Source organism: Paraburkholderia sp. RL18-101-BIB-B (genome assembly GCF_046026985.1).
In the GTDB taxonomy this organism is placed as follows: Bacteria; Pseudomonadota; Gammaproteobacteria; order Burkholderiales; family Burkholderiaceae; genus Paraburkholderia.
In genome coordinates, this window is the sequence record NZ_JARESV010000013.1 from 1 (window position 1) to 17,891 (window position 17,891).

The window sequence follows — 17,891 nt, forward strand, 5'->3', positions numbered from 1 at the left end:
GCTCGCGATGTCCACGGTCGCCGCCAGCGCATCATCGGGATAGAGATTCGCGAGTCGCAATCTGGAACGCAGATGCTGCTCAGCGTTAGGCGCGAGGTCATAACCGCACTCGTGCACGGGCCTGCCGACGCGGATAGCGGTCATTGTGTCTTGCAGCGGCTTCCGCGAACGCACATGCATTACCACGTTGCCCAGTGCAACCACCGGCACATCCAGATTGCGGGCAACAAACTCCACTGCGCCTCGATGAATATCGTCCATTGCGCGCTGGTGTAGTACGAGGCCTGCCCAGGCTCTTCCCGTGAACGTGTCATCAAGCCACTGGAGCTGTGCCGCCAGCGGGTCCTCTTTCGCCGGGAAGTCGGGGACAAGTATGGCAAGGCAGTCCGGCATGCCGAGCAGATGTCGATACTCCTTGTCAGGCCGCGACAGGTCCTGAGGCGTGAGCCGATATTCGCCTTTTGGCGCACGCGTTCGAGCAAGCGTAATCAGTTCAGAGAGGTTGCCGTAACCCTCGCGGTTTTTAGCTAGGAGAATCAGCCCGAACGCTGGGGACCCGTCAGCTTTGACCAAGCGAAAGTACGAACCAACTATAAACGGCAGCTTTGCTTCCTTTGCAGCGACATGCGCACGCACAACGCCGGCGAGCGAGCACTCGTCCGTGACTGCAAGGGCTGAGTACCCTAGCTGCGCCGCTCGCTCAGAGAGCTCTTCCGAGTGGGAAGCACCGTGCAAGAACGTGAAATTTGAAAAGCAGAACAGCTCTGCGTAGTCCGGCAGCGTGGAAAACGTGGAATCCATGACGGTCATCCAAACAGGCCATGAAGGAACCAACGCTGGTCTTCTTCTGCGTCGCGACTGCTTATGCGTTCACGATAAATCCAGTAGCAGCTTTGGTCCTCCGCCTGCGCGACAAAATAATCCCGCGTGACCAACTCCCCATCAAACCAACCGCTTTCGATGCGTTCGCCTGGCGATACCATGCGCAGCGTTGAGCCATAAAACGGACGGTGCTGGCGCGTCAATAAGCGGACCGGGTTGTCCAGCATCCAGGTCGGTCTTGGAAGGCCGAGCGGAAGTGCTTCCTGCTTCGACTTGAGTGTCACCGGCACCCAACGGTTTGCGACCTCCGGGCGATGGTCGGCAGTCGGTGCGGGGCGAAGAACGTTGTCCTCTCCGAGCCGCGCAACAAGTAACTCGAGAAGCCGCGCATGGTCTTCCTTCGAACCTCCCGGCTCCGGGAATAGCGTGTCAGATGCCGGCGCTGCGGATTCCACTCTGGAGGCATCGAGTCGCAGCGCGATGACGGGCGCAGCCAGCTCAATGCGATGCAGCCGCTCCTTGAGCAGCCTGACCAGATGCTCCTCTTTCCACGTCGGCTCGCCCAACGCAATTTCAATCAACGCCGGTTCGATGGCGTCGCGCCCACGTTCATGCTCGAGCAGCAGCTTAATCGCCGTGACCGCCAACTGCTTGGCGCAAAGCCAGCCGCACAATTGCACGATGAGTCGATGCGCACCGAACACCGCACCGTCGGCATGCTCGAGGCGGTCCGGCATTTCAATGCGTGCGGAAAAAGTGGGCGGCAGTTCGAGCCAGTCAAACAGCTCGGGAGCCGTGCCGAACGCGCGGTCGAGCGAATCAAGCAGATGTTCGCCACATCGCCGCTGCAGGCCAGCGCGTGGCAGGCGTCTTACGTCGGCAATGGTTTCGCATCCGAGTCCGGAGAACCAGTCTCCGAACGGACGAACCTCAGGAACGGCCATCATCGGCAAAGCGGCCAGCCGTTGCTCAAGCGATGCCAGCTTGAGCACGCGCCGGTTCCCGAACTTTGCGAGCAGCCAGCCACCCTGGCCGGTGGGTGCAGCGCTGATGCGTGCGGTAAGTCCGAGCGTCCCAAGGACCGCTTTCGCTTCCCTGCACAATGCAAGCAGTCCGCCGAAAAGTCGCAGACTCGCGCCGACCTCAACCACGACGGTCGCTTCGTCAAGCAAGGCGACCTCAGGTGAAAAGCGCATCAGGGCGATGCCCACCTCGCGCTGTGCTGCTGCCTCCCTGGCGACATCGCGCTCATGCATCTCCGTTTCCGGCGACAGTGTCAGCACTCCGCCGCGCTTCATCCCGAGGCGCACGCCAGCTGCACGTGCCGTGCTGTCTGTAATGACCACTTTGTCTTTCTCCAGTACTGCACTTCCGTGCGCGAGCTCAGATGACCACTTCGGTCGGAACACCTCGAGCGGCAGCTTGGGCAAGTGGACGGCGAGAAAGACGCGCATGTCGGGAAAGCAATACAGGAGTGGGTTGAAGGGGAATCGACAGAGGCTCTGCGCGCGCGGGCCCTCGTCGTTTGACAATGTCGACGGTCAGACCGTCGGCTGATGGTCTTAAAGCGAGCCGCAAAAGCGCGGGCGATGAATCCTGTGCGGCAGCCAGAGGCCTGACCATCACAAAAAGCGTCTCGGATGACTGCGCAGCCAGATGGAGGCGTCGAAGCGATGAGGCCTGCGCGTACTGCGTCCAAAAGATGAGCGCACCGCAACTGCCTGTCCGCAGAATCTGCTCAGCCGACCAGAGCGCATCTGCGGTCTTCTGCGCTTTCACCCGCAAGACCTGGTCAATAGGAAGTCCGATGTAGCTGAGTCCAAGCCCGTCCGGGGTGTGCGGCGGCTGCACAAACGCCACAGGGCGGTTGCCCGAACCACTGAGTGCCGGGCGCAACAGTCGCAATTCACCAACCCCGGCCTGCTGCACCATCAGGTCGATGAGCGCACCGACCGGCCAGCCCCCGCCGGGAAGCTCGGTCGACAGCGCGGGATAGCCGGTCTCAACGACCCGCCCACGGCCACGCGCGAGCTGGGACGCACGCCACAAGGACGGGTGTATCTCTTCGGCCGTGACGGTAGCGCTGGACATGTGGCAACAAAAAACCTGTATATTTATACAGTATCGTACACGCAAATTCGTAGGCGTGAACTGTCACTTTTATTTGAGGTAAGGGGGCTGCGCGGCATCCGTCGCTCGGCTTCATACCCTGCTTCCGTGTTCAGAGGAGGTCCATCATGAGAGCAGATGAATGGGTTCGGGAGGCCGAACGCGAATCGAAACTTGTGGATGCCTTGTACAAGGCACGTAGTCTGATTTCGATGCACAACGGCATGACCGTGCGGTGCGACGGCGAGGAATGGCCGCTCGATTTCGGCCAGGAGCTGAAGATGATTGGCGCCACATTGAAGATGGCCGGAGTCGAGACTCAACGCCTTAAGCAGTAGCTGCTTGCCGAGTCGCGCGAACTCGGCCAATCATCGAGAAGAATCGGTTCAGAGGTCCTTCGAGGTCAACAGATGCAAACTGAGAAATACCGTGGATACACGCTGTGGGGTCATGCCATCTTGCAGCAGGAAGGAATCCCACAGCCGGCGAAATCGCAGGAAGCGGCACGGTCACCCGCGACACCAAGGTCGTCGAGGTATCCGGGGTACTCGGCGCTTTCGATACTGACGAAGAAGCAGAGCTGGTAGGCCTTTCGTGGTGTCGGGCGTGGGTAGATAGCCACGGCTAGCGCGCAGGCTGCTGCTGCGACTCTTGTGGACTAACCTTCTGTAGCGCGGCCAGAAAGAAGCGCGTCAGTCGCCGAAGAAAAGTGTTTGTCGGAACATTGGCGCGGCCGATGGCCTGGTATCAAGAAGTTTCATCATTGCCACGACGCACTCTGAACACGTTCGAGCTCAAGCTCGCAGCAACTGCTTTCACGCAACGGCCGCCATCAACCAATGAGCCTGCGGTATGCACTTAGGTGCCTTAAGAGCCCCTGTTTGTCGCCGCGTATCTCGCTTAGCCGGGCGAGATTGAAGTGAGCGTCAGCATGCGCCGGGTCGAGTTCGATGCATCGCTCGTACGCTTCTACCGCCACATCGTAGCGTTTGAGTTCTTCGAGGACGACGGCGCGATTGAAATGCAGAAGTGCGTCGTCCGGAAAATGCTTCAGTGCTTGGTCAAACACAGACAGCGCCTCTTCACAACGCGTTTCGGCCTCGCATAGCAACACACCCAGGTTCGTATATGCATGGTAGTGCGGCTTCGGTGCCAGCTCGAGCGCCTTCCGGTAAGCCTGCTCCGCCCCGACAACGTCGGTATGAGTGAACTGTTCTCCGAGTGCAAACCACTCCTCGGCTTGGTGCTCCCGGCTTTTCAGATTTCGTGGCGCTGTGTCAAGGAACGCAACATCGCCCTGAATGGGCGCGACTTCGAAATCCAGCAGATGCTGGCCTGAGGCCGCGTCCCATTGCGCCCGTCCAGTCTTGACAGCCACAGTGTCGCCGACCGCCGTGATACGGATGCCGGAAAGCGGCAGTTCTTCTGGCAGGTCCGCCTTCAGCTTGGCGAGGGCGCGCAGAATCTTGCGCGAAGCGATGTTCGCGGATTGCAGCTGGAATGCTGTGCGCAAAACCACGACGTCCTGAAACGTGAACCGAAGCTCGTTGCGTCGGCCGCGCGCGGGCTGTACAAATCCGGCTTCCATCAGGCCGGACAGCACTCTTCGCGACACACCAAGCAACGACTGTAGGCTGCGCAGCGAGTAGTCGTGCGAGTTATTGCGCTTCGTCACTTGCGAGCCCGGACCTTTGCTGGCGGCGCTTCATCGACCTTAGGGGCGGCCCGCTTGGCCGGCCGCCTAGGCTTGCTTGCAAGCACCTCCGAAGCGGTAGGCAATGCCTTTTTAGCAGCAGCCGTCTTCGCCGGCGCGACTCTTTTGGCCTTGTTTGCGCCGAGGCTCGCGCGTAGCGCTTCCATAAGGTCAATTACCTGGCCGCCAGACTCAGCGGTAGATTCCTCCGGTGAAACAATTTGCTTGCCGGCGATTTTTTGGTCGATGGCCGCCAGGATTCGCTTTTTCTCTTCGTCTTCATAAGCCGACGAGTCGTAAGCATCTTCTGAGACCTGGTCAATGATTTGCAAAGCGAGCTGAAGTTCCATGTCGGTCACTTGCACGTGTTCAATGTGCAAGTCGCTCAGCGCGCGTACCTCGTCGGCGAACAAAAGTTGCTGGAAGACCATCCCGTCTTCTGCAGGCCGTATTTGAACGATGCGAGTCTTCCCCTTGTACGACCATTTCGCCAGCGCGCAACGCTTGCTCTTGCGCATCGCCTGCTGCAGGAGACTATAGGGCTTGCCACCGCGCTTGTCCGGTGCGATGAAATACGCCTTGTCATAGTAGAGTGGGTCGACCGATTTCTCCGGCACAAACGAGACAATCTCTACGACGTGGCTAGCGCCTTCTTCAAGTGCCTTCAACTCGTCCGGAGCGAATACGACGAACTGCCCCTTCTCAAACTCGTATCCCTTCTTCATGGCGGCCCTCGCGACGACCTCGCCCGTGGCCTCAGAAACGTACTGCTGCTTCACCCTGCCGCCTTCGGGCGTGAGGAGATTGAAGCCAACCCCTGTGGCGCTCTCCGTGGCGGAATACAGCTTGACCGGGATGGAAACCAGCCCGAAGGATAGCGTCAGGGAGGCGATTGAGCGCGCTGCCATGGATTTCTCCTTTTGCACCGGCGGCAGGACGTCGCGCGGCTTCTGTCTACGACCAGGCCGGCCCGGCCCGCGCTACGCCTAGGAAAGGCAGTTTGATTGGGGCAATACAGCACGTGATACTCCCGTCGATGGTAGCGCGAAATTTGCAAGGATTGAAGGTCATCCGAAGACGAATCACTCGTGGGCGCCAACGGCTGCCGCCGACGCGCGCGGTTGAGATTGGCATCCAGCGTGCCGCTAGGGGCACTCGGCTTTCCGCATGATTGATGCCAGTTTGGTGAGGAAGCACGCGGTGGCGTTGTTCTTGTCGCCAGGGCTGACTCAGCGAAAGGCGGCCGGGAGAATTGGACTCGGCGGGTTGTTCTAGGCTTCCTAACTCCTTCAAGCCGGGTTGTTTCTGCTGGAACGTCACTTGCGCACCGAAGTATTGGTCAATGAGTAGCGCCGTACCATCGCTATGGACAAAGATAGCGCGGCCTCGACCCGCCGGGCTGAGGGTGAAAACCCAAATCGTAGAGCCCGACCTGGCGGTCGCGAAAACGACCTCCTTCGCCGCTCTCGCAAGTTCGAGTTGCCTCGACAAGCTTGCGCATGGCAACGATATATCAGACAAGTTTTTGCAGTCAGGTCGTTCGGGTCCCTGCAGGATAGCGGCAGGACTTGCCGGCCGTCCGTCGGGCCAGCGCGTGGTCTGTCGAATCCTGTCTTGCACGCAAATTTCATCGGAGGCAACCATCTGTCCGCCGCGCGCGTCGTTCGGAAATTCAAGGCGCCACCTCAGAACGATGCCAACTCCGTCTGGGCCAGTCAAAATTCCAATGGTCCCCGCGCCGGCGCCATGCTCTTTAAGCGTGAGGAATAGTAGCTCGCGCATATCGACAACAAACTTGTGCTCCTGGCCCGTTGAATGTCGCTCTGCTGGACAGCCCGCTGCGCGTATGTAACCGCCTTTTGCGCAATGTTCACCTCAATTTCGATAGCCTCCCGCGCTGTCATTTTTCTCCCGCCGACAACCTCGGGCGCGTTGGCTTCGCTATCGCCGATACTCAAGACATTCGCCACGAGCAATCGTTTGTAGCCTGCCTGCTGTGTTTGCTGCAGCACGCTCTTTGCAGGGGCGCATTCTACTGCGTAGGCTACCTCAGCAAATAGAAAGCCTGTCGCAACGGCAAACGCCCAGCGCAGCGACTCTCTTGACAGGACTGCGACGCTGGCTCGCGCCATACAAATCGCTAGAGAGTTCATGCTAGAGGCTCCTATTGCATGACATCGACCACTGACATGAAACAACGAATTACCCGAAGTCGCGCAGTCGCTCACAATTTCAGCGAGACAGGAAGTTCCCTCCTTCAAGACTATCGTCTTGACTATGTCCCGGTAGGATTCTCGGCGGGTCGCCAAATGTTTAACTATGCGGTCAAGCGCTTTCAGCCAACGCTATTCCACTCCTCTTGTGGTCTAGAAGCATGGCGTCTAGAGGTCGCCTCGAACAGCGATTCAAAGTGCGATGGGATTCGTAGGGCGGGTCACCGCCAGCACCGCGAAGAATGTGCGTTGGCGCACACAGCAACGAGACATTTTCACATTTCACATTTGCTTTCAATAATATTAACACTCGGTGCTCGCCGTCCTTTCAATATCAGTTTCGCCACCGACATGCACGGCGCTTTGGTCCAGCCACGCGACGGATAAGAGCGAGTCCATATACTACTCAGTAGTGCGTTATTTACGCGAAATGGCGTGTTGTCCGAATGGCCGTCACGTAGGCGCCATGGGATAGCCGAGAAAGCTCGAGCGGGTACCTGTACTTCAGCATAGCCCATCGCAACTAACACTAACGAAGCGGAGACAGCAATGACTGTAAAAATCAAGGGCTATCTGTCACCAACGCTTGTTCTGCTGGCGATGGACTGGGACCAGGGAAAAAGCCGCCCTGACTTTCTGGGGTTCGCCATTAAACGCGTGCCTGGTTTCAGGTCAGTAGACGGAAGAACCCAGCAGTCAGAGAGCTGGTTGCCTAATCGAGTGAGCTTCAACGGGCCCGTACAGGACGACATCGATTCGAACAAGGCGCCCATACAGAAATTTATGTGGTGGGATGCCCGCATTGATGAGCCTGACCGGGGCGCAACTTTCAGATATACCGCCTACCCTGTGGTGGGCAAATCACAAAACCCAGTCACTCTCGACGACGAGGCAACGACAGTAAGCGTCACTCTTCCTCACCACGTGACGAACGGTATCGGAACCTGGTTCAACCGGGCAGTATTGAGCTCACAGGCATTCTCCCGGAAGCTCAAAGACATGGAACTGGCTCCGAACAGGAAGCCACCGGCCGACAAGGCACTTGTCCTACGGGAATGGCTGGCCAACGACTTGGAGAAATCCTTCGGCGAGATTCTCCGCGGAGCCAGTCGAGCAGTTAGCGCGGTGTATCACCTGACGGACTCAAACTGGGTCATCCCTGGGTTTGTCGCTTTCGCCAATACTAAGGGAGCAAACTCGCTGGCAGTTGTCTACGACTCACATGTCATACCGGCGGTGAAAGCTCGCGAGGCCAAGGACGGTAAGCCGGCACGAAAAGCTGTCCCCGAGAAGCCGTCGCCCAACCAAAGTGGGGTCAACAGGTACCACAAACTCATTCAGTTTTTTCCCAGAGACAAGACGGGCATCATGCATCACAAATACATTGTGAGTGATAGCCCTAGCGCCGTTCAGACGCCCACGCGAGTGATGATGGGTTCGGCGAACTTCACCACGGAAGGCATTACGCAGCAGGCGAACGTGCTACATGTTTTTGACTCGCCGGAGCTTGCCAAGCTATATGAAGCCCGCGCACTCGCTTTGGCGTCGAATCCGACAAGACCTGCAACGGCGAAGCTGACACCGGGCTGGTCCAAAACCATAACCGTCGGCACCGCCGAGGTTCGCCTCTCACTGTCACCTGAGTCGAGCAAGATGACAACCCAAATCGATACCATCGTCAAGGCGATAGGCGAAGCAAAGCATTCCGTTCTGTTCTGCATCTTTACCCCAACCGATGAGCGGCTGCGAAAGGCGTGCTTCAAGGCTGCGGCAGATGGCTTGATGATGTTTGGCATCGTGAACAACGTCAGTGAAGAGGGAGCCAGAAAGACACAGACGATTCAGGCGTCTGGTACAAGGCCCACAGCCCCGGCGTTAGCGAATATGGAGCTGTATCATCGCAGTCAGGAGGAGAGAGATGTTATAGAGGCGCAATATTTCTCCTCGAAAACTGTGCCAGCAGGGTTTGAGCCTGAGTATCGAAATTTTCCGGGTGAGACTGGTCCCGACTACGCTCCAGTTATTATCCATCACAAGTTCGTTATCATCGACGGCGAGAGTGAGAGTCCCATCATTTACTCGGGCTCAGCCAACATGAGCGAAAACTCTGAGCACAACAACGACGAGAACCTGCTTGAGATTAAGGACGGGGCTCTGGCTCGGACATACGTGGCCGAGTTCATGCGCTTGTACGAGCACTACCGCGCAAGGGCAATCTACATTGACGACAAAAAGCATCCGGAACGCCTCAAACCGCGCCTGATTCTCACGCCGGACCGCGCATGGTCAGAAAAGTACTATAAGACGGGAAGTCCTGAGGAACGAGCAAGAATCGCGATGGCGTCGTTTCAGCAATGAAGACGGGCATCCTCCGGACGCTGCCCCCTACGGCCCGAACTCCTGTACCTCCGCCGGACCGCCATCGCACCGGGCGTAGCCCGAGCTACATTCGAACAGTCCGTCGGCATCTTGGGGGACTACGCACCCTCAGGGCCTCCAACGTCGGCCAACTGACACGCTGTGCTCAGCCCGGTCGCCAATGCTCCAGCTCACGGGCCCGGTTCTGTTGGGCTCAGCACAACTGAGACGAGCCTAAATCCTGAAACAAAGTCGTCTGGGAGGTTCCCTTTCTGGATGACCGATATCAGCAAGGCACACTCCCGAGGTCCACTGTCAATCGCGGGAGTACCGAGGTTAAGAATGTAGATACGTTCCGGGCCGTAGGCGAAATCTGAATTTGCGCAGCAGTCGTCAATCGGAAGTTCTTGGCCCGCTGCGTTGTCTGACCATGCACCAAGGCGAGTTATCTTGAAGTTCGCAGCGGCAAGGCCCGCGACGTCTGCTCCCTGGAAATCGCGAACACGAACAAAAGCCAGAAGGGTAGTACTTACTCCGTCTGGACAATGAACATTAAGCTCTTGAGTCCATCCCAGTGCAGCGTCAACTAATAGACACTCTCTCGGAGGCTGAGCCTGCGCAGTTGCCATCACACCCTCGGCCAATCAATCAAGCGTTGCAACAGGCGGCGGTCATTAAAGCGAGGAAAGAGTTCTCTTGTCACGGCAGGTTTCTGCCCGGGTCAAGCATACAAAGTTTGCTCATTTCGAACCCGTACCAGTAGTTGGTCCAGTTACCGAGCTGAGGGCAATGGTACGCAACCTTGATTACAAGCAAATAGAAGAAGAGCGCACTCCCTAAAGAGATGAAGTTCCCTATCGCGTACTCGTAAAATTTGACCAGCATATAGGAGCGGGAGTCGGCGAATCGAGCATATAGCTTTCTCACGTGGAGCGAATACGTGGAAGCAACCGAAGTGGACGGGACGACGTGGAGTCGATAGCTTGAAATCCACGTATGAAAGGCCTTAAACAGAAGGACTCCGGAAAAAATCGATTCGATTTGGGCGAAAGCCGAGTACAGGTATAGTGTCTCTTCTATCAAGGCCACCACTCTCCCCATAGAATGCTCAGTCGGCGCCAAAGCCTGTCCAACAAGCTCCCTAAGATGCTTGTTGTCTTCCTCCGAAACCACCCGTTTAGCTGTCTTCTCGTTCGAGATTGCCGTGTTAACCCAGGTTTGGCTGTAGCTGCTGGTCATTAACTTGCATGCGTGAGAAATAAACCTCCCACACCAGGGAAGGCACCAGAAAGCGAAGTTCAGCAGCCATGCATATATGAACAGTGTGAAGGGAAAGACGTGTACCGGTTGCATGTTTTCTCCCTGTCGCACCCCACGTCTTTTCAACAGACCGGCACCATGGCTTGAACCCAACCTAGCTCTTTAAGTTGTAGCAGGTTTCTCCCATCAGGCAAGTACATGCTGTCGGGTGTTACCCCGACCCTGCGCGCGGCCACTGATTGCTCCAGCATGAAGGTCGGCAACTCTTAGGCGCGATTCAACTGCTCGATTGGTTTGCGACCTATCCCTCGAGAAGGTCGCAAGGCTGGAACCGGCCATTATTTCAAACGATGGGACGTGTCATCCGTCTCGCAAAGGTCGGTAGTTGCGATGCTGCGACCGCTTTTCAGGACGGTGCCACGTGCACAGGGCTCGCGGATTTCGTTCAGCCGATGAGGCATGTACGGCACAGACGTGCCGCGCGCCATCTCCGAACGAATACTCCTACACGATGGCACTGCTCAACGACCTGAACCCTGTTGCTGCCATCGTGGCGAGCAATGAAACGGTTGCCCTAGAAGTGCCTGAAGCAGCAAGAAGGTTCAATTGGTCAGCCGAGAAACAACTGGGCCATGTCCAAATGCTGATTGCGTAACCTTGCCGACCTCACTGAACTTATACGGACGGTCAGGTTGAGCGAAATGCTGTGAACGAGCCTATCGACGAGCGTGGAGGAGTCCGTCGCTCCCTTCAAAGGTCTGATTTTGACCTTAAGCTTCGGCTCGACGTCCCGTGGTCCGATGTGATAGCCGAGCATGTCAGTCAGCAGGCCAGCGGTATCCCGGTGTCTCATGTAGGTGAGGCGCCACTCCAGTTCTTCGTGAAAGCCTTGATGCTAAGTGTACAGCGAGAAAACCAGAAGGCGACTCGAATAGTCGGCGACTCAGCGATTTGAAATCATCGTCGCGCTCGAGCATGTCAAGCGGGCTGCGCTCAAGACTTCCACGTTGCGAGGTTAAAAAACCCAGCCGGGAGTCCGTCGGCGCCGCGACGATGATTCGACATATTGCCTACAGGCGCTTTCGATGGTGTGCCGGTTCTGCAAGCAGAGCAGGAATGTCTAAAGCTTCATCGACCTCGACGATGAACACGCTGCCATCTTCGAGATAGCTTCTAGACACGTCGCAACGGGCAAGTTGCTCGACGTGAGCGACGATGTCGTCAGGTGTATTGCCGGTACTCGACCGGTCAGACAACGCCAGCTGAGATGTCGCCCACTCCCGACCAAGGGAATGTTTCTCTGGGACGAGTCGAACCTCAAGCCTGCGCCTCGCTCCAGAAAGGCAGCTATCAAGTCGAGAATGACGAAATGAACTGACACTGCCTGTCGAGTCAAGTGCTGCTGTCTACACGTCAGGTAGGAACTGGTAGTACGCGCGCGTTTAGACGTCCTGTTGCCGCCCGACACCAAAACATATTCACCGGCCGGTAATAATCGGCAAGCCTTCGCGCAGTTGCCTGTTACCAGCCAAGCAGGGCTCGCAGCCGTTGCATAAGCCAATCGGTCTCCACGCGCTCTGTCCACCGTTTGTTTGCAATCGCCCTCCTGATGCGCCGCAGCGTTACGTCGTGCGAATGCTCGGGGTATTTCGCTGCGTCTTTAAGGGTTTTTGGCACCAGTTGCTGGGCCAAGTCTTCGCACATATCCCAACGGACCCATCGTTCTTCCGCAGTCAGGCCAACAACAAATCTGCCGTCTAGCCACCTTCCCGCAAGTTTTGGCTGCGAGCCTGATAGCAGTGCAGGCGTTGGGTCCCACGGAAAATCGGCAGGCACCTGTGAGCTAAGCCGTTCGTCGCGATGACGACGCTCAGCTTCCTGCATCAATTCCGTAACGCTGAGGTTTTCGTCGAGTTGGTCCCAGTGCAAGCCCGCGCCAGACGCGGAGATGCGAACGTCGCTACGTTGCTCAGGGCTTGCCGTCAACAATCTTGGAAACAATCGCAATGGGAGGTGCAGCGAGCCCCCGCGCTTTAGGAGGACACTCAAGCTATCCTCTTCCACGAGTACCTTGGTTGCAATTGGCCGTATGCGACTTATCATTTGACACCGCTCCTTAGCGGCCCGCGCTCATCGCGAGGAGGTGAGCGATGGCACGTTTTGCAACTTCGATAAATCTCTTGTCCTTGCTACCAGGCACCGTTGATGAATGCAGCACAGCGCCCGGGGCAGCGACGATGCGGACTTGGATGTAATCGCCGTCGACAACGATTTGCACGCAGGCTTCCGGTGTCGGCGTAGCATCTCCAGCTGGTTGTAGCTCAACAAAAAGCGTAAATTGCCGAACGTCGGGGTACGGCCCAAGTGGCCACTGGTATCCGTGGACGTGAAGCGCCTCCGATGCGCGTTCCCACAGTGCTCTCCGAGGGTCGATTTCTACTATCGCTGTGTACAGAGGTTCAACATCGCCTGGCGCACTTTGGTGCTCACCCTCATACATCTTAACGGCGGTGCGCGACCACTCCGCGGCCCAAGCCTCAGCTAGACGACTCAGCGATTTGAAATTATCGTCGCTATCGAGCATGTCGAGCGGACGGCGGTTACCCAAGCTGCCTCGCCGCGACGTCAGAAAATCAAGTCGACTCATCGGTTCAGCAGGAAAGATAATTCGGCAAATTGTCTGCAACCGCTTGCGATTCAGCAACGGGTCGGCCAACAACGCGGGGAAGTATGCAGTCTCATCGACGTCGACGGTAAAGACACTCCCTTCTGCAACCAACCGCGCCAGTCGCTTCTCGCTTAGGCCGATGCGTTTTTTGAATTCAGTCGATGTCAGCAGTTCCCCGTTTGCAATCATTTCGCGCCGAGCGGCCAAGGCTTGTTGCCAATAGTGGTCCCGCAGAATTTCACCGCCAACGTCTTCACCGGCCTCAAGGTACGCCTCGAAAACAATGTCTTCTATGCGAGCAATCACCTCATCGGGGAGCTTTTGGAACTTAGCGCGGTCCGCTGTCGGTAGCCGGAATCGGTTCGCGGCGATTTTGCGCACAAGCGCTGACGCTTCGAATTGGGGGAGGTCGAACTCTGCGTCAATGTTGCGCATCGCAATGTTCCGGCCGGTTCTAGCCATCTACAGCTCCCGGTGTTGGAGACAATATGACCACGTGTACCGTCGATTGTTTGTCCGTCGCCTGGTCCCAACCGAGCGACAAGCCGTGGCCAGATGGATGATGGGCATCGGAAGTGCTGCCGTCAGTCGCGCGGTGACGTTCGCACGTCCACGCCTCGTGAACGAGCACCACTTCGCAGGTTTCTTCTGCGTCGCTCGCATCAGCCCAAGGTGGTCGCCAGAGCACGACCGCATCGGGGTCAGCGTTTCGCAAGCGACACAGCATGTCTCGTACTTTCACGGTCGTTGCTCCTTGGGCCTGCGTTTGCCGTTTCGCTCGTAGCTGATAAACCTGCTGCCGAGAGAAATCCGCCGCGTGATACGCCGGTGCCCGGTATCTACTACTGCTAGCATTGGCACTTGGTTGGTTTTTCCTGCGTTGTACTCGCGGGCGAGCTTGCCATGAGTGACATCAATTCCTAACTTGCGGAAAGCTTCCGCCGCTATTTCCTCAAACGTGGCGGCCGGCGCAAGCTCATGCGTAAACTTGTTTAGTCGCGTTTTTGCGTAAATTCCTACGCCTACTCGCACTAGTCTTTGCGCCTTGACCAGATTGGATAAGACCAGGCTGAGTTGAGCCGGACTTCCAAGGTTGGACAACTCCGAGCGGAGAATCACCACGGATTTCCGTCGGGCGATGGAGCGAGCAACTCGGTCTTCGAGTTTCATGGCGAGTTCTCTCTTTCACCCCATATCGTTGACCGTTAGTGCGCTATGGTCAGCAATGGTGGAGATACTGGCACTTAGCGCGGGGTCGCTTCGACTGGTGCAAGCAACATGACCGACACGTTTTCGTAGGTGACCTGTTCGCAGTCGGTGCGTAGGTCGCGATGCGGCTCGCCGGGGTAAAGGAACTCGTATGGTCGGCCCTTATCCATTCCGCTTTCACGAGTCCATTGAACGGGACTCGGTGAAATCAGCTTGACCTCCTGGGCATCCTCTTCGCTCTCGCCAAGGGGCACAAACATAACCGAGGCCCCTGGGTCGGCGTTGCGTAGAAGCGCAATCAGTTCGGCAACCTTCATAAGTGCTTAATCCTTTTTAGCGTCAGTTTAGCGATGCGGCCCTGCGACGAGACACGGACGAAATTGTCGATGAGCGTTGGTGGTTCATTAGTTTATTGCTCTACAACACTGCCCTCCGGCGTCAACGCGTTTATTGCAGACAGGCAGACCTCACCTACATCAACAATCGCGCGTCAGACTTCAACGTGCGAGCCCAATTCAGACGATGCCAAACAAAGCTTTATTGCTTGTCTCCTCGGCGTATACGCTGCATGAGGTCCGCGACCGCAGGGTGGTGCTCTCTGCTTGCCAAGTGGAGCAGCACTGCGAGGCCGATTTCGGTTGCCGAGTGCGATGGGTCGACGCGCATCCGCGTGATATTTACTGTTGACTGGCCAGTGGCCACAGCTTCGCCCCGCACCCGGCCCACTGAGTCGACCGACACGGTGAAGCGCGCAGCCGCATCTTGCACGCGCCCATATTCCCGCTCGACGAAGCAGGTCACATTCGTCACGCGGGTGCGCTTTGTTGGTGCTATCTGCTCAGGTCGAGTCACCGGATTGTCGTCTAACACGAGCTGAGCGCTTTCGTACCGGTACAGAGCGTGATAGGCGTCAACCCAGATGTCTGCAGCGCCGCCGTGCTGTATGCAACGGCCGTGCAGAACCTGAGACCACTGCAGGTTGAAGCCAAAACGACCGGTGTAGATTCCAATCACTATGCCTTCATTGTCCCGGAATGCTGTGCTGTCAACCGCATAAACTGCCATCACTACTCCTGCTGATACATTGCCGCCAATTTCGCTCGCAGTTCCGCTAGCACCACTGGCGTGCTAATCCCGAGGACCTCATGTGTTCGCACTAGCTTGTCGCGACACCACGTCGGCCAATGGAGATAGTCGTCGTCAACAGCCAACCAATCATTCGGCTTACGCCGCAAAACGTCCGCCCATATTTGCATGCCACGCGGCGCTTGCCGAAACAGCTCCGCATCCATCGCTCCGTGATAGGTCGCCCCTACCACTCGGGCACGCAGTTCTGGCGGCAACTTGCGTGCCACTCGTGCGACGCTTTTGTACACGCGAACCCACGACGTCGAAAGGACAATTCTTAGGTCTGGATATGGCAACAGGGCTTTTTCAAGCAGTCCTACATTCTCAAACAACTTATGCCCTCTGGGTGACTCAATGTACGGCCCCCTGCCTGGACGCATATAGACATTCTCTGGGTGCAACACCCCGTCAAAGTCCAAGTACAGGACGAATCCACCAGTTTCCGCCGGTGGGGGCACAACGGGCGGTGGCGTCAAAACATCCCTCATCTGTCCATCTTTGTGTTGCCGTAAAGTTCACATTCCTGAGATAAACCCGCTAGCTCGCGGAGCGCCCTGCGTGCAATTCTCTGCCGCTTGCGTCGGTAAGCTTCTGCTTTTGCCCGAAGCACGAACTTACGACCGCGGCGCACTGCTACTGGCCGCAAAGTGTGTTTCCGCAACAGCTTCTTGCGCACATAAGTTTTTGACACGAAAAGCAACTTTGCCAGTTCGGCTACTGACATCAGGTCGCGTGCGTTAGCGGTGACCATCTAAAAAGTCTTCCTCGCTCGAGCGCCCACGGCTTTTCTGCCGCTCAAATCGTTTCAGATGAGCGCAAGTGTAGGCGTTTGCGTTGTATATGTAAACGTCTACAAGACCGACGCCTACAACGTCCATGTCTACAATGCCCCCGCTGTAGACATCGGACTTGTAGACAGGAAAATAGGATTTTTATTTTTTAGGGACGGACTGATGTCGCTTCAGGAGCGCTTCGTCCAAAATTTGAGGCGCTACCGGGTGAGCCTTGGGTGTTCTCAAGAGGAGCTCGGAAATCGGCTGGGCTCGGATAGAACTGTAATCAGCCGCTACGAGCGCACTTCGTCACGAATGACCTTGGAGCGTGCCGACGCTCTAGCGCGAGGACTAGATATTGATGTTCGCGTCCTCTTAGACACTCCGAGTGACAAAGATATCATCCGCGTGCAACCCGGCACGCCTGTCTCAAGTGAGACGGTAGGAGAGAAAGTACGGCAACTTCGCCAGGCTGAAGGGATAACTCAAAAAGACCTCGGCAACCGCACCGGCATGGACCGCAACCGCATCTCGCAAATCGAGGCATCGAGCGGGAAAGTTGCGGCGCTACAGTTATCGACGCTCGAAAGGCTTGCCGCAGCGTTTGGCGTCAAACCGACTGAGCTGTTCTAATTCGTCGAGGTCGGGTTCGCCAAAATCCACCTAGCGGCGACGTCCTGTCGCCAACGAAGAAGCTCGCGGTCGCGAAGTTCGGCCCGTGGTAGTAGCAGCGAGGGGCGATGATTTGCGCGCAGAGTAAATATGCGCGGGGAGACGCCGAGCATGTCAGCAACGTCCTGGGACGTCGAGCTTAGCCGGCGGCAGCGGGTCGCGAACATTCATGCTACCTGTACGGCGACGCAGACTTGGCAAAAATCACCCGCGCTACGACTGTCGAACCCGTACGGAGAAGCGAGCGTGAGATTTTGCTAGAGCAAGGCTGCACCTTTCGCGGTCAGAAGCGTGTGACTAACCACGTTTCGACGACGTCCTGTCGCCAACGCAGCAGTTGCTGGTCGTACAGGGTCGCGCGCGGAGGTAACAGCCAAGGCCGATACCTCGCTCGATTGATAACAGTTTGAAGTGATATACCGAGCTCGTCCGCGAGCTCGAAGGCGTCAAGGTATGAATGGGCGGGGTTTTGTTCGGGAGAGTTCATACCCCCTGTAGGGCGCCAGTTTTATCGGGAAAAGCCGGCCGCTGCGCAGCCATCACCATCTGCCCGACATCAAGTGACGCCAAGGACGTACGGCGCCTTGATGTTAAGCGGTAGCGCGCTCTTCAGTAGGCGGTCCCGCTAAGACAGGTTCCCTGTTGTTATTGCTGCTCTCGCATGGCTGAAAGTCAATCTCGCATCGAGAGCAGTTGACCGCGCTCACGACTTCCTTAGTAGCTTCTTCAATCTCTCCAGATGCACAAGCGCTTCCGCTCGGGGTGTGATGACGACTTCGTCCGGAATTTCCACCCCGAGCACCTTCGCGATGTTGGATACGTATAGGCGGCGCTGACCAGCCACTTGGGCACAGGCTTGCTCCACCGCTTCAATCCCGCACTTCTCCACGAGATACTCGAGAGTGCGGCGGTCACGGGCAGAGTTGACTATGATTGGGCCCTTGTCGTCACACATGTTTCTCTCCTTTTCCAAAACCAATCAAGCA

The 17,891-nt window shown here is 57.0% G+C and carries 18 protein-coding genes and 1 pseudogene; 5 read left to right on the forward strand and 14 right to left on the reverse strand.

The features are described from left to right. From P0D73_RS19755 to imuA, 3 genes are all read right to left on the reverse strand, one after another. Window positions 1-801: PHP domain-containing protein (locus tag P0D73_RS19755; protein WP_408432615.1), on the reverse strand; the 801-nt coding region annotated here is incomplete at its 3' end. A 5-nt stretch (window positions 802-806) separates the two neighbouring features. Further along, entirely contained in the window at window positions 807-2,276 is a 1,470-nt protein-coding gene (locus P0D73_RS19760) for a Y-family DNA polymerase (RefSeq protein WP_408432617.1), read from the reverse strand. Next, window positions 2,206-2,913, reverse strand: coding sequence for a translesion DNA synthesis-associated protein ImuA (gene imuA, locus P0D73_RS19765; protein WP_408432619.1), 708 nt, complete (start codon window positions 2,911-2,913; stop codon window positions 2,206-2,208). The genes P0D73_RS19760 and imuA overlap by 71 nt, the downstream gene beginning before the upstream one ends. Before the next feature lie 146 nt (window positions 2,914-3,059). Here imuA and P0D73_RS19770 point away from each other — a divergent pair, with 146 nt between their 5' ends. Both P0D73_RS19770 and P0D73_RS19775 read left to right on the forward strand, forming a co-directional pair. Further along, window positions 3,060-3,269 carry a hypothetical protein gene (locus P0D73_RS19770; protein WP_408432621.1) on the forward strand — a complete coding sequence of 70 codons (210 nt, stop codon included), beginning with the start codon at window positions 3,060-3,062 and terminating at the stop codon, window positions 3,267-3,269. Window positions 3,270-3,341: 72 nt separating this feature from the next. Continuing rightward, window positions 3,342-3,559, forward strand: a pseudogene (locus P0D73_RS19775) (hypothetical protein). A gap of 204 nt (window positions 3,560-3,763) precedes the next feature. Here the strand turns inward: P0D73_RS19775 and P0D73_RS19780 are convergent. The 3 genes from P0D73_RS19780 to P0D73_RS19790 form a co-directional block, all read right to left on the reverse strand. Continuing rightward, window positions 3,764-4,606 carry a tetratricopeptide repeat protein gene (locus tag P0D73_RS19780; protein WP_408432623.1) on the reverse strand — a complete coding sequence of 281 codons (843 nt, stop codon included), beginning with the start codon at window positions 4,604-4,606 and terminating at the stop codon, window positions 3,764-3,766. Then, a complete protein-coding gene (ku, locus tag P0D73_RS19785) occupies window positions 4,603-5,532 on the reverse strand; it encodes a non-homologous end joining protein Ku (protein WP_408432625.1) in 930 nt (309 codons plus the stop codon). The genes P0D73_RS19780 and ku overlap by 4 nt, the downstream gene beginning before the upstream one ends. Window positions 5,533-6,339: 807 nt before the next feature. After that, entirely contained in the window at window positions 6,340-6,777 is a 438-nt protein-coding gene (locus P0D73_RS19790) for a hypothetical protein (protein WP_408432627.1), read from the reverse strand. A 609-nt stretch (window positions 6,778-7,386) separates the two neighbouring features. On the opposite strand from P0D73_RS19790, the gene P0D73_RS19795 reads away from it, so the two are divergent. Continuing rightward, window positions 7,387-9,195 (forward strand): phospholipase D-like domain-containing protein, encoded by a 1,809-nt coding sequence (locus P0D73_RS19795; protein ID WP_408432629.1) that lies wholly within the window; start codon window positions 7,387-7,389, stop codon window positions 9,193-9,195. A gap of 699 nt (window positions 9,196-9,894) precedes the next feature. On the opposite strand, the gene P0D73_RS19800 is transcribed toward P0D73_RS19795, so the two are convergent. Then, a complete protein-coding gene (locus P0D73_RS19800; RefSeq protein ID WP_408432631.1) occupies window positions 9,895-10,548 on the reverse strand; it encodes a hypothetical protein in 654 nt (217 codons plus the stop codon). A 418-nt stretch (window positions 10,549-10,966) separates the two neighbouring features. Here P0D73_RS19800 and P0D73_RS19805 point away from each other — a divergent pair, with 418 nt between their 5' ends. Beyond that, window positions 10,967-11,110: a hypothetical protein gene (locus tag P0D73_RS19805; protein ID WP_408432633.1), complete on the forward strand. Its 144-nt coding sequence runs from the start codon at window positions 10,967-10,969 to the stop codon at window positions 11,108-11,110. Window positions 11,111-11,976: 866 nt separating this feature from the next. On the opposite strand, the gene P0D73_RS19810 is transcribed toward P0D73_RS19805, so the two are convergent. From P0D73_RS19810 to P0D73_RS19835, 6 genes are all read right to left on the reverse strand, one after another. Further along, complete coding sequence (locus tag P0D73_RS19810; RefSeq protein ID WP_408432635.1) at window positions 11,977-12,558, reverse strand: DUF2442 domain-containing protein; 582 nt, start codon at window positions 12,556-12,558, stop codon at window positions 11,977-11,979. A 13-nt stretch (window positions 12,559-12,571) separates the two neighbouring features. Further along, the gene (locus P0D73_RS19815; protein ID WP_408432637.1) at window positions 12,572-13,558 is read right to left on the reverse strand and encodes a hypothetical protein; all 987 of its coding nucleotides are present in this window, start codon (window positions 13,556-13,558) and stop codon (window positions 12,572-12,574) included. Window positions 13,559-13,861: 303 nt separating this feature from the next. Continuing rightward, entirely contained in the window at window positions 13,862-14,293 is a 432-nt protein-coding gene (locus tag P0D73_RS19820) for a DUF6088 family protein (RefSeq protein WP_408432639.1), read from the reverse strand. A gap of 74 nt (window positions 14,294-14,367) precedes the next feature. After that, window positions 14,368-14,649, reverse strand: a complete 282-nt coding sequence (locus P0D73_RS19825; RefSeq protein ID WP_408432641.1) for a hypothetical protein — start codon at window positions 14,647-14,649, stop codon at window positions 14,368-14,370. Between the two features lie 220 nt (window positions 14,650-14,869). Then, the gene (locus P0D73_RS19830; protein WP_408432643.1) at window positions 14,870-15,397 is read right to left on the reverse strand and encodes a hypothetical protein; all 528 of its coding nucleotides are present in this window, start codon (window positions 15,395-15,397) and stop codon (window positions 14,870-14,872) included. Between the two features lie 2 nt (window positions 15,398-15,399). Beyond that, on the reverse strand, window positions 15,400-15,948 hold the full coding sequence (locus P0D73_RS19835; protein ID WP_408432645.1) for an HAD domain-containing protein: 549 nt from the start codon (window positions 15,946-15,948) through the stop codon (window positions 15,400-15,402). Window positions 15,949-16,269: 321 nt separating this feature from the next. Here P0D73_RS19835 and P0D73_RS19840 point away from each other — a divergent pair, with 321 nt between their 5' ends. Beyond that, the gene (locus P0D73_RS19840) at window positions 16,270-16,866 is read left to right on the forward strand and encodes a helix-turn-helix domain-containing protein (protein WP_408432647.1); all 597 of its coding nucleotides are present in this window, start codon (window positions 16,270-16,272) and stop codon (window positions 16,864-16,866) included. Between the two features lie 742 nt (window positions 16,867-17,608). Here the strand turns inward: P0D73_RS19840 and P0D73_RS19845 are convergent. Then, a complete protein-coding gene (locus P0D73_RS19845; RefSeq protein WP_408432649.1) occupies window positions 17,609-17,860 on the reverse strand; it encodes a CppA family protein in 252 nt (83 codons plus the stop codon). Between the last annotated feature and the right edge of the window lie 31 nt (window positions 17,861-17,891).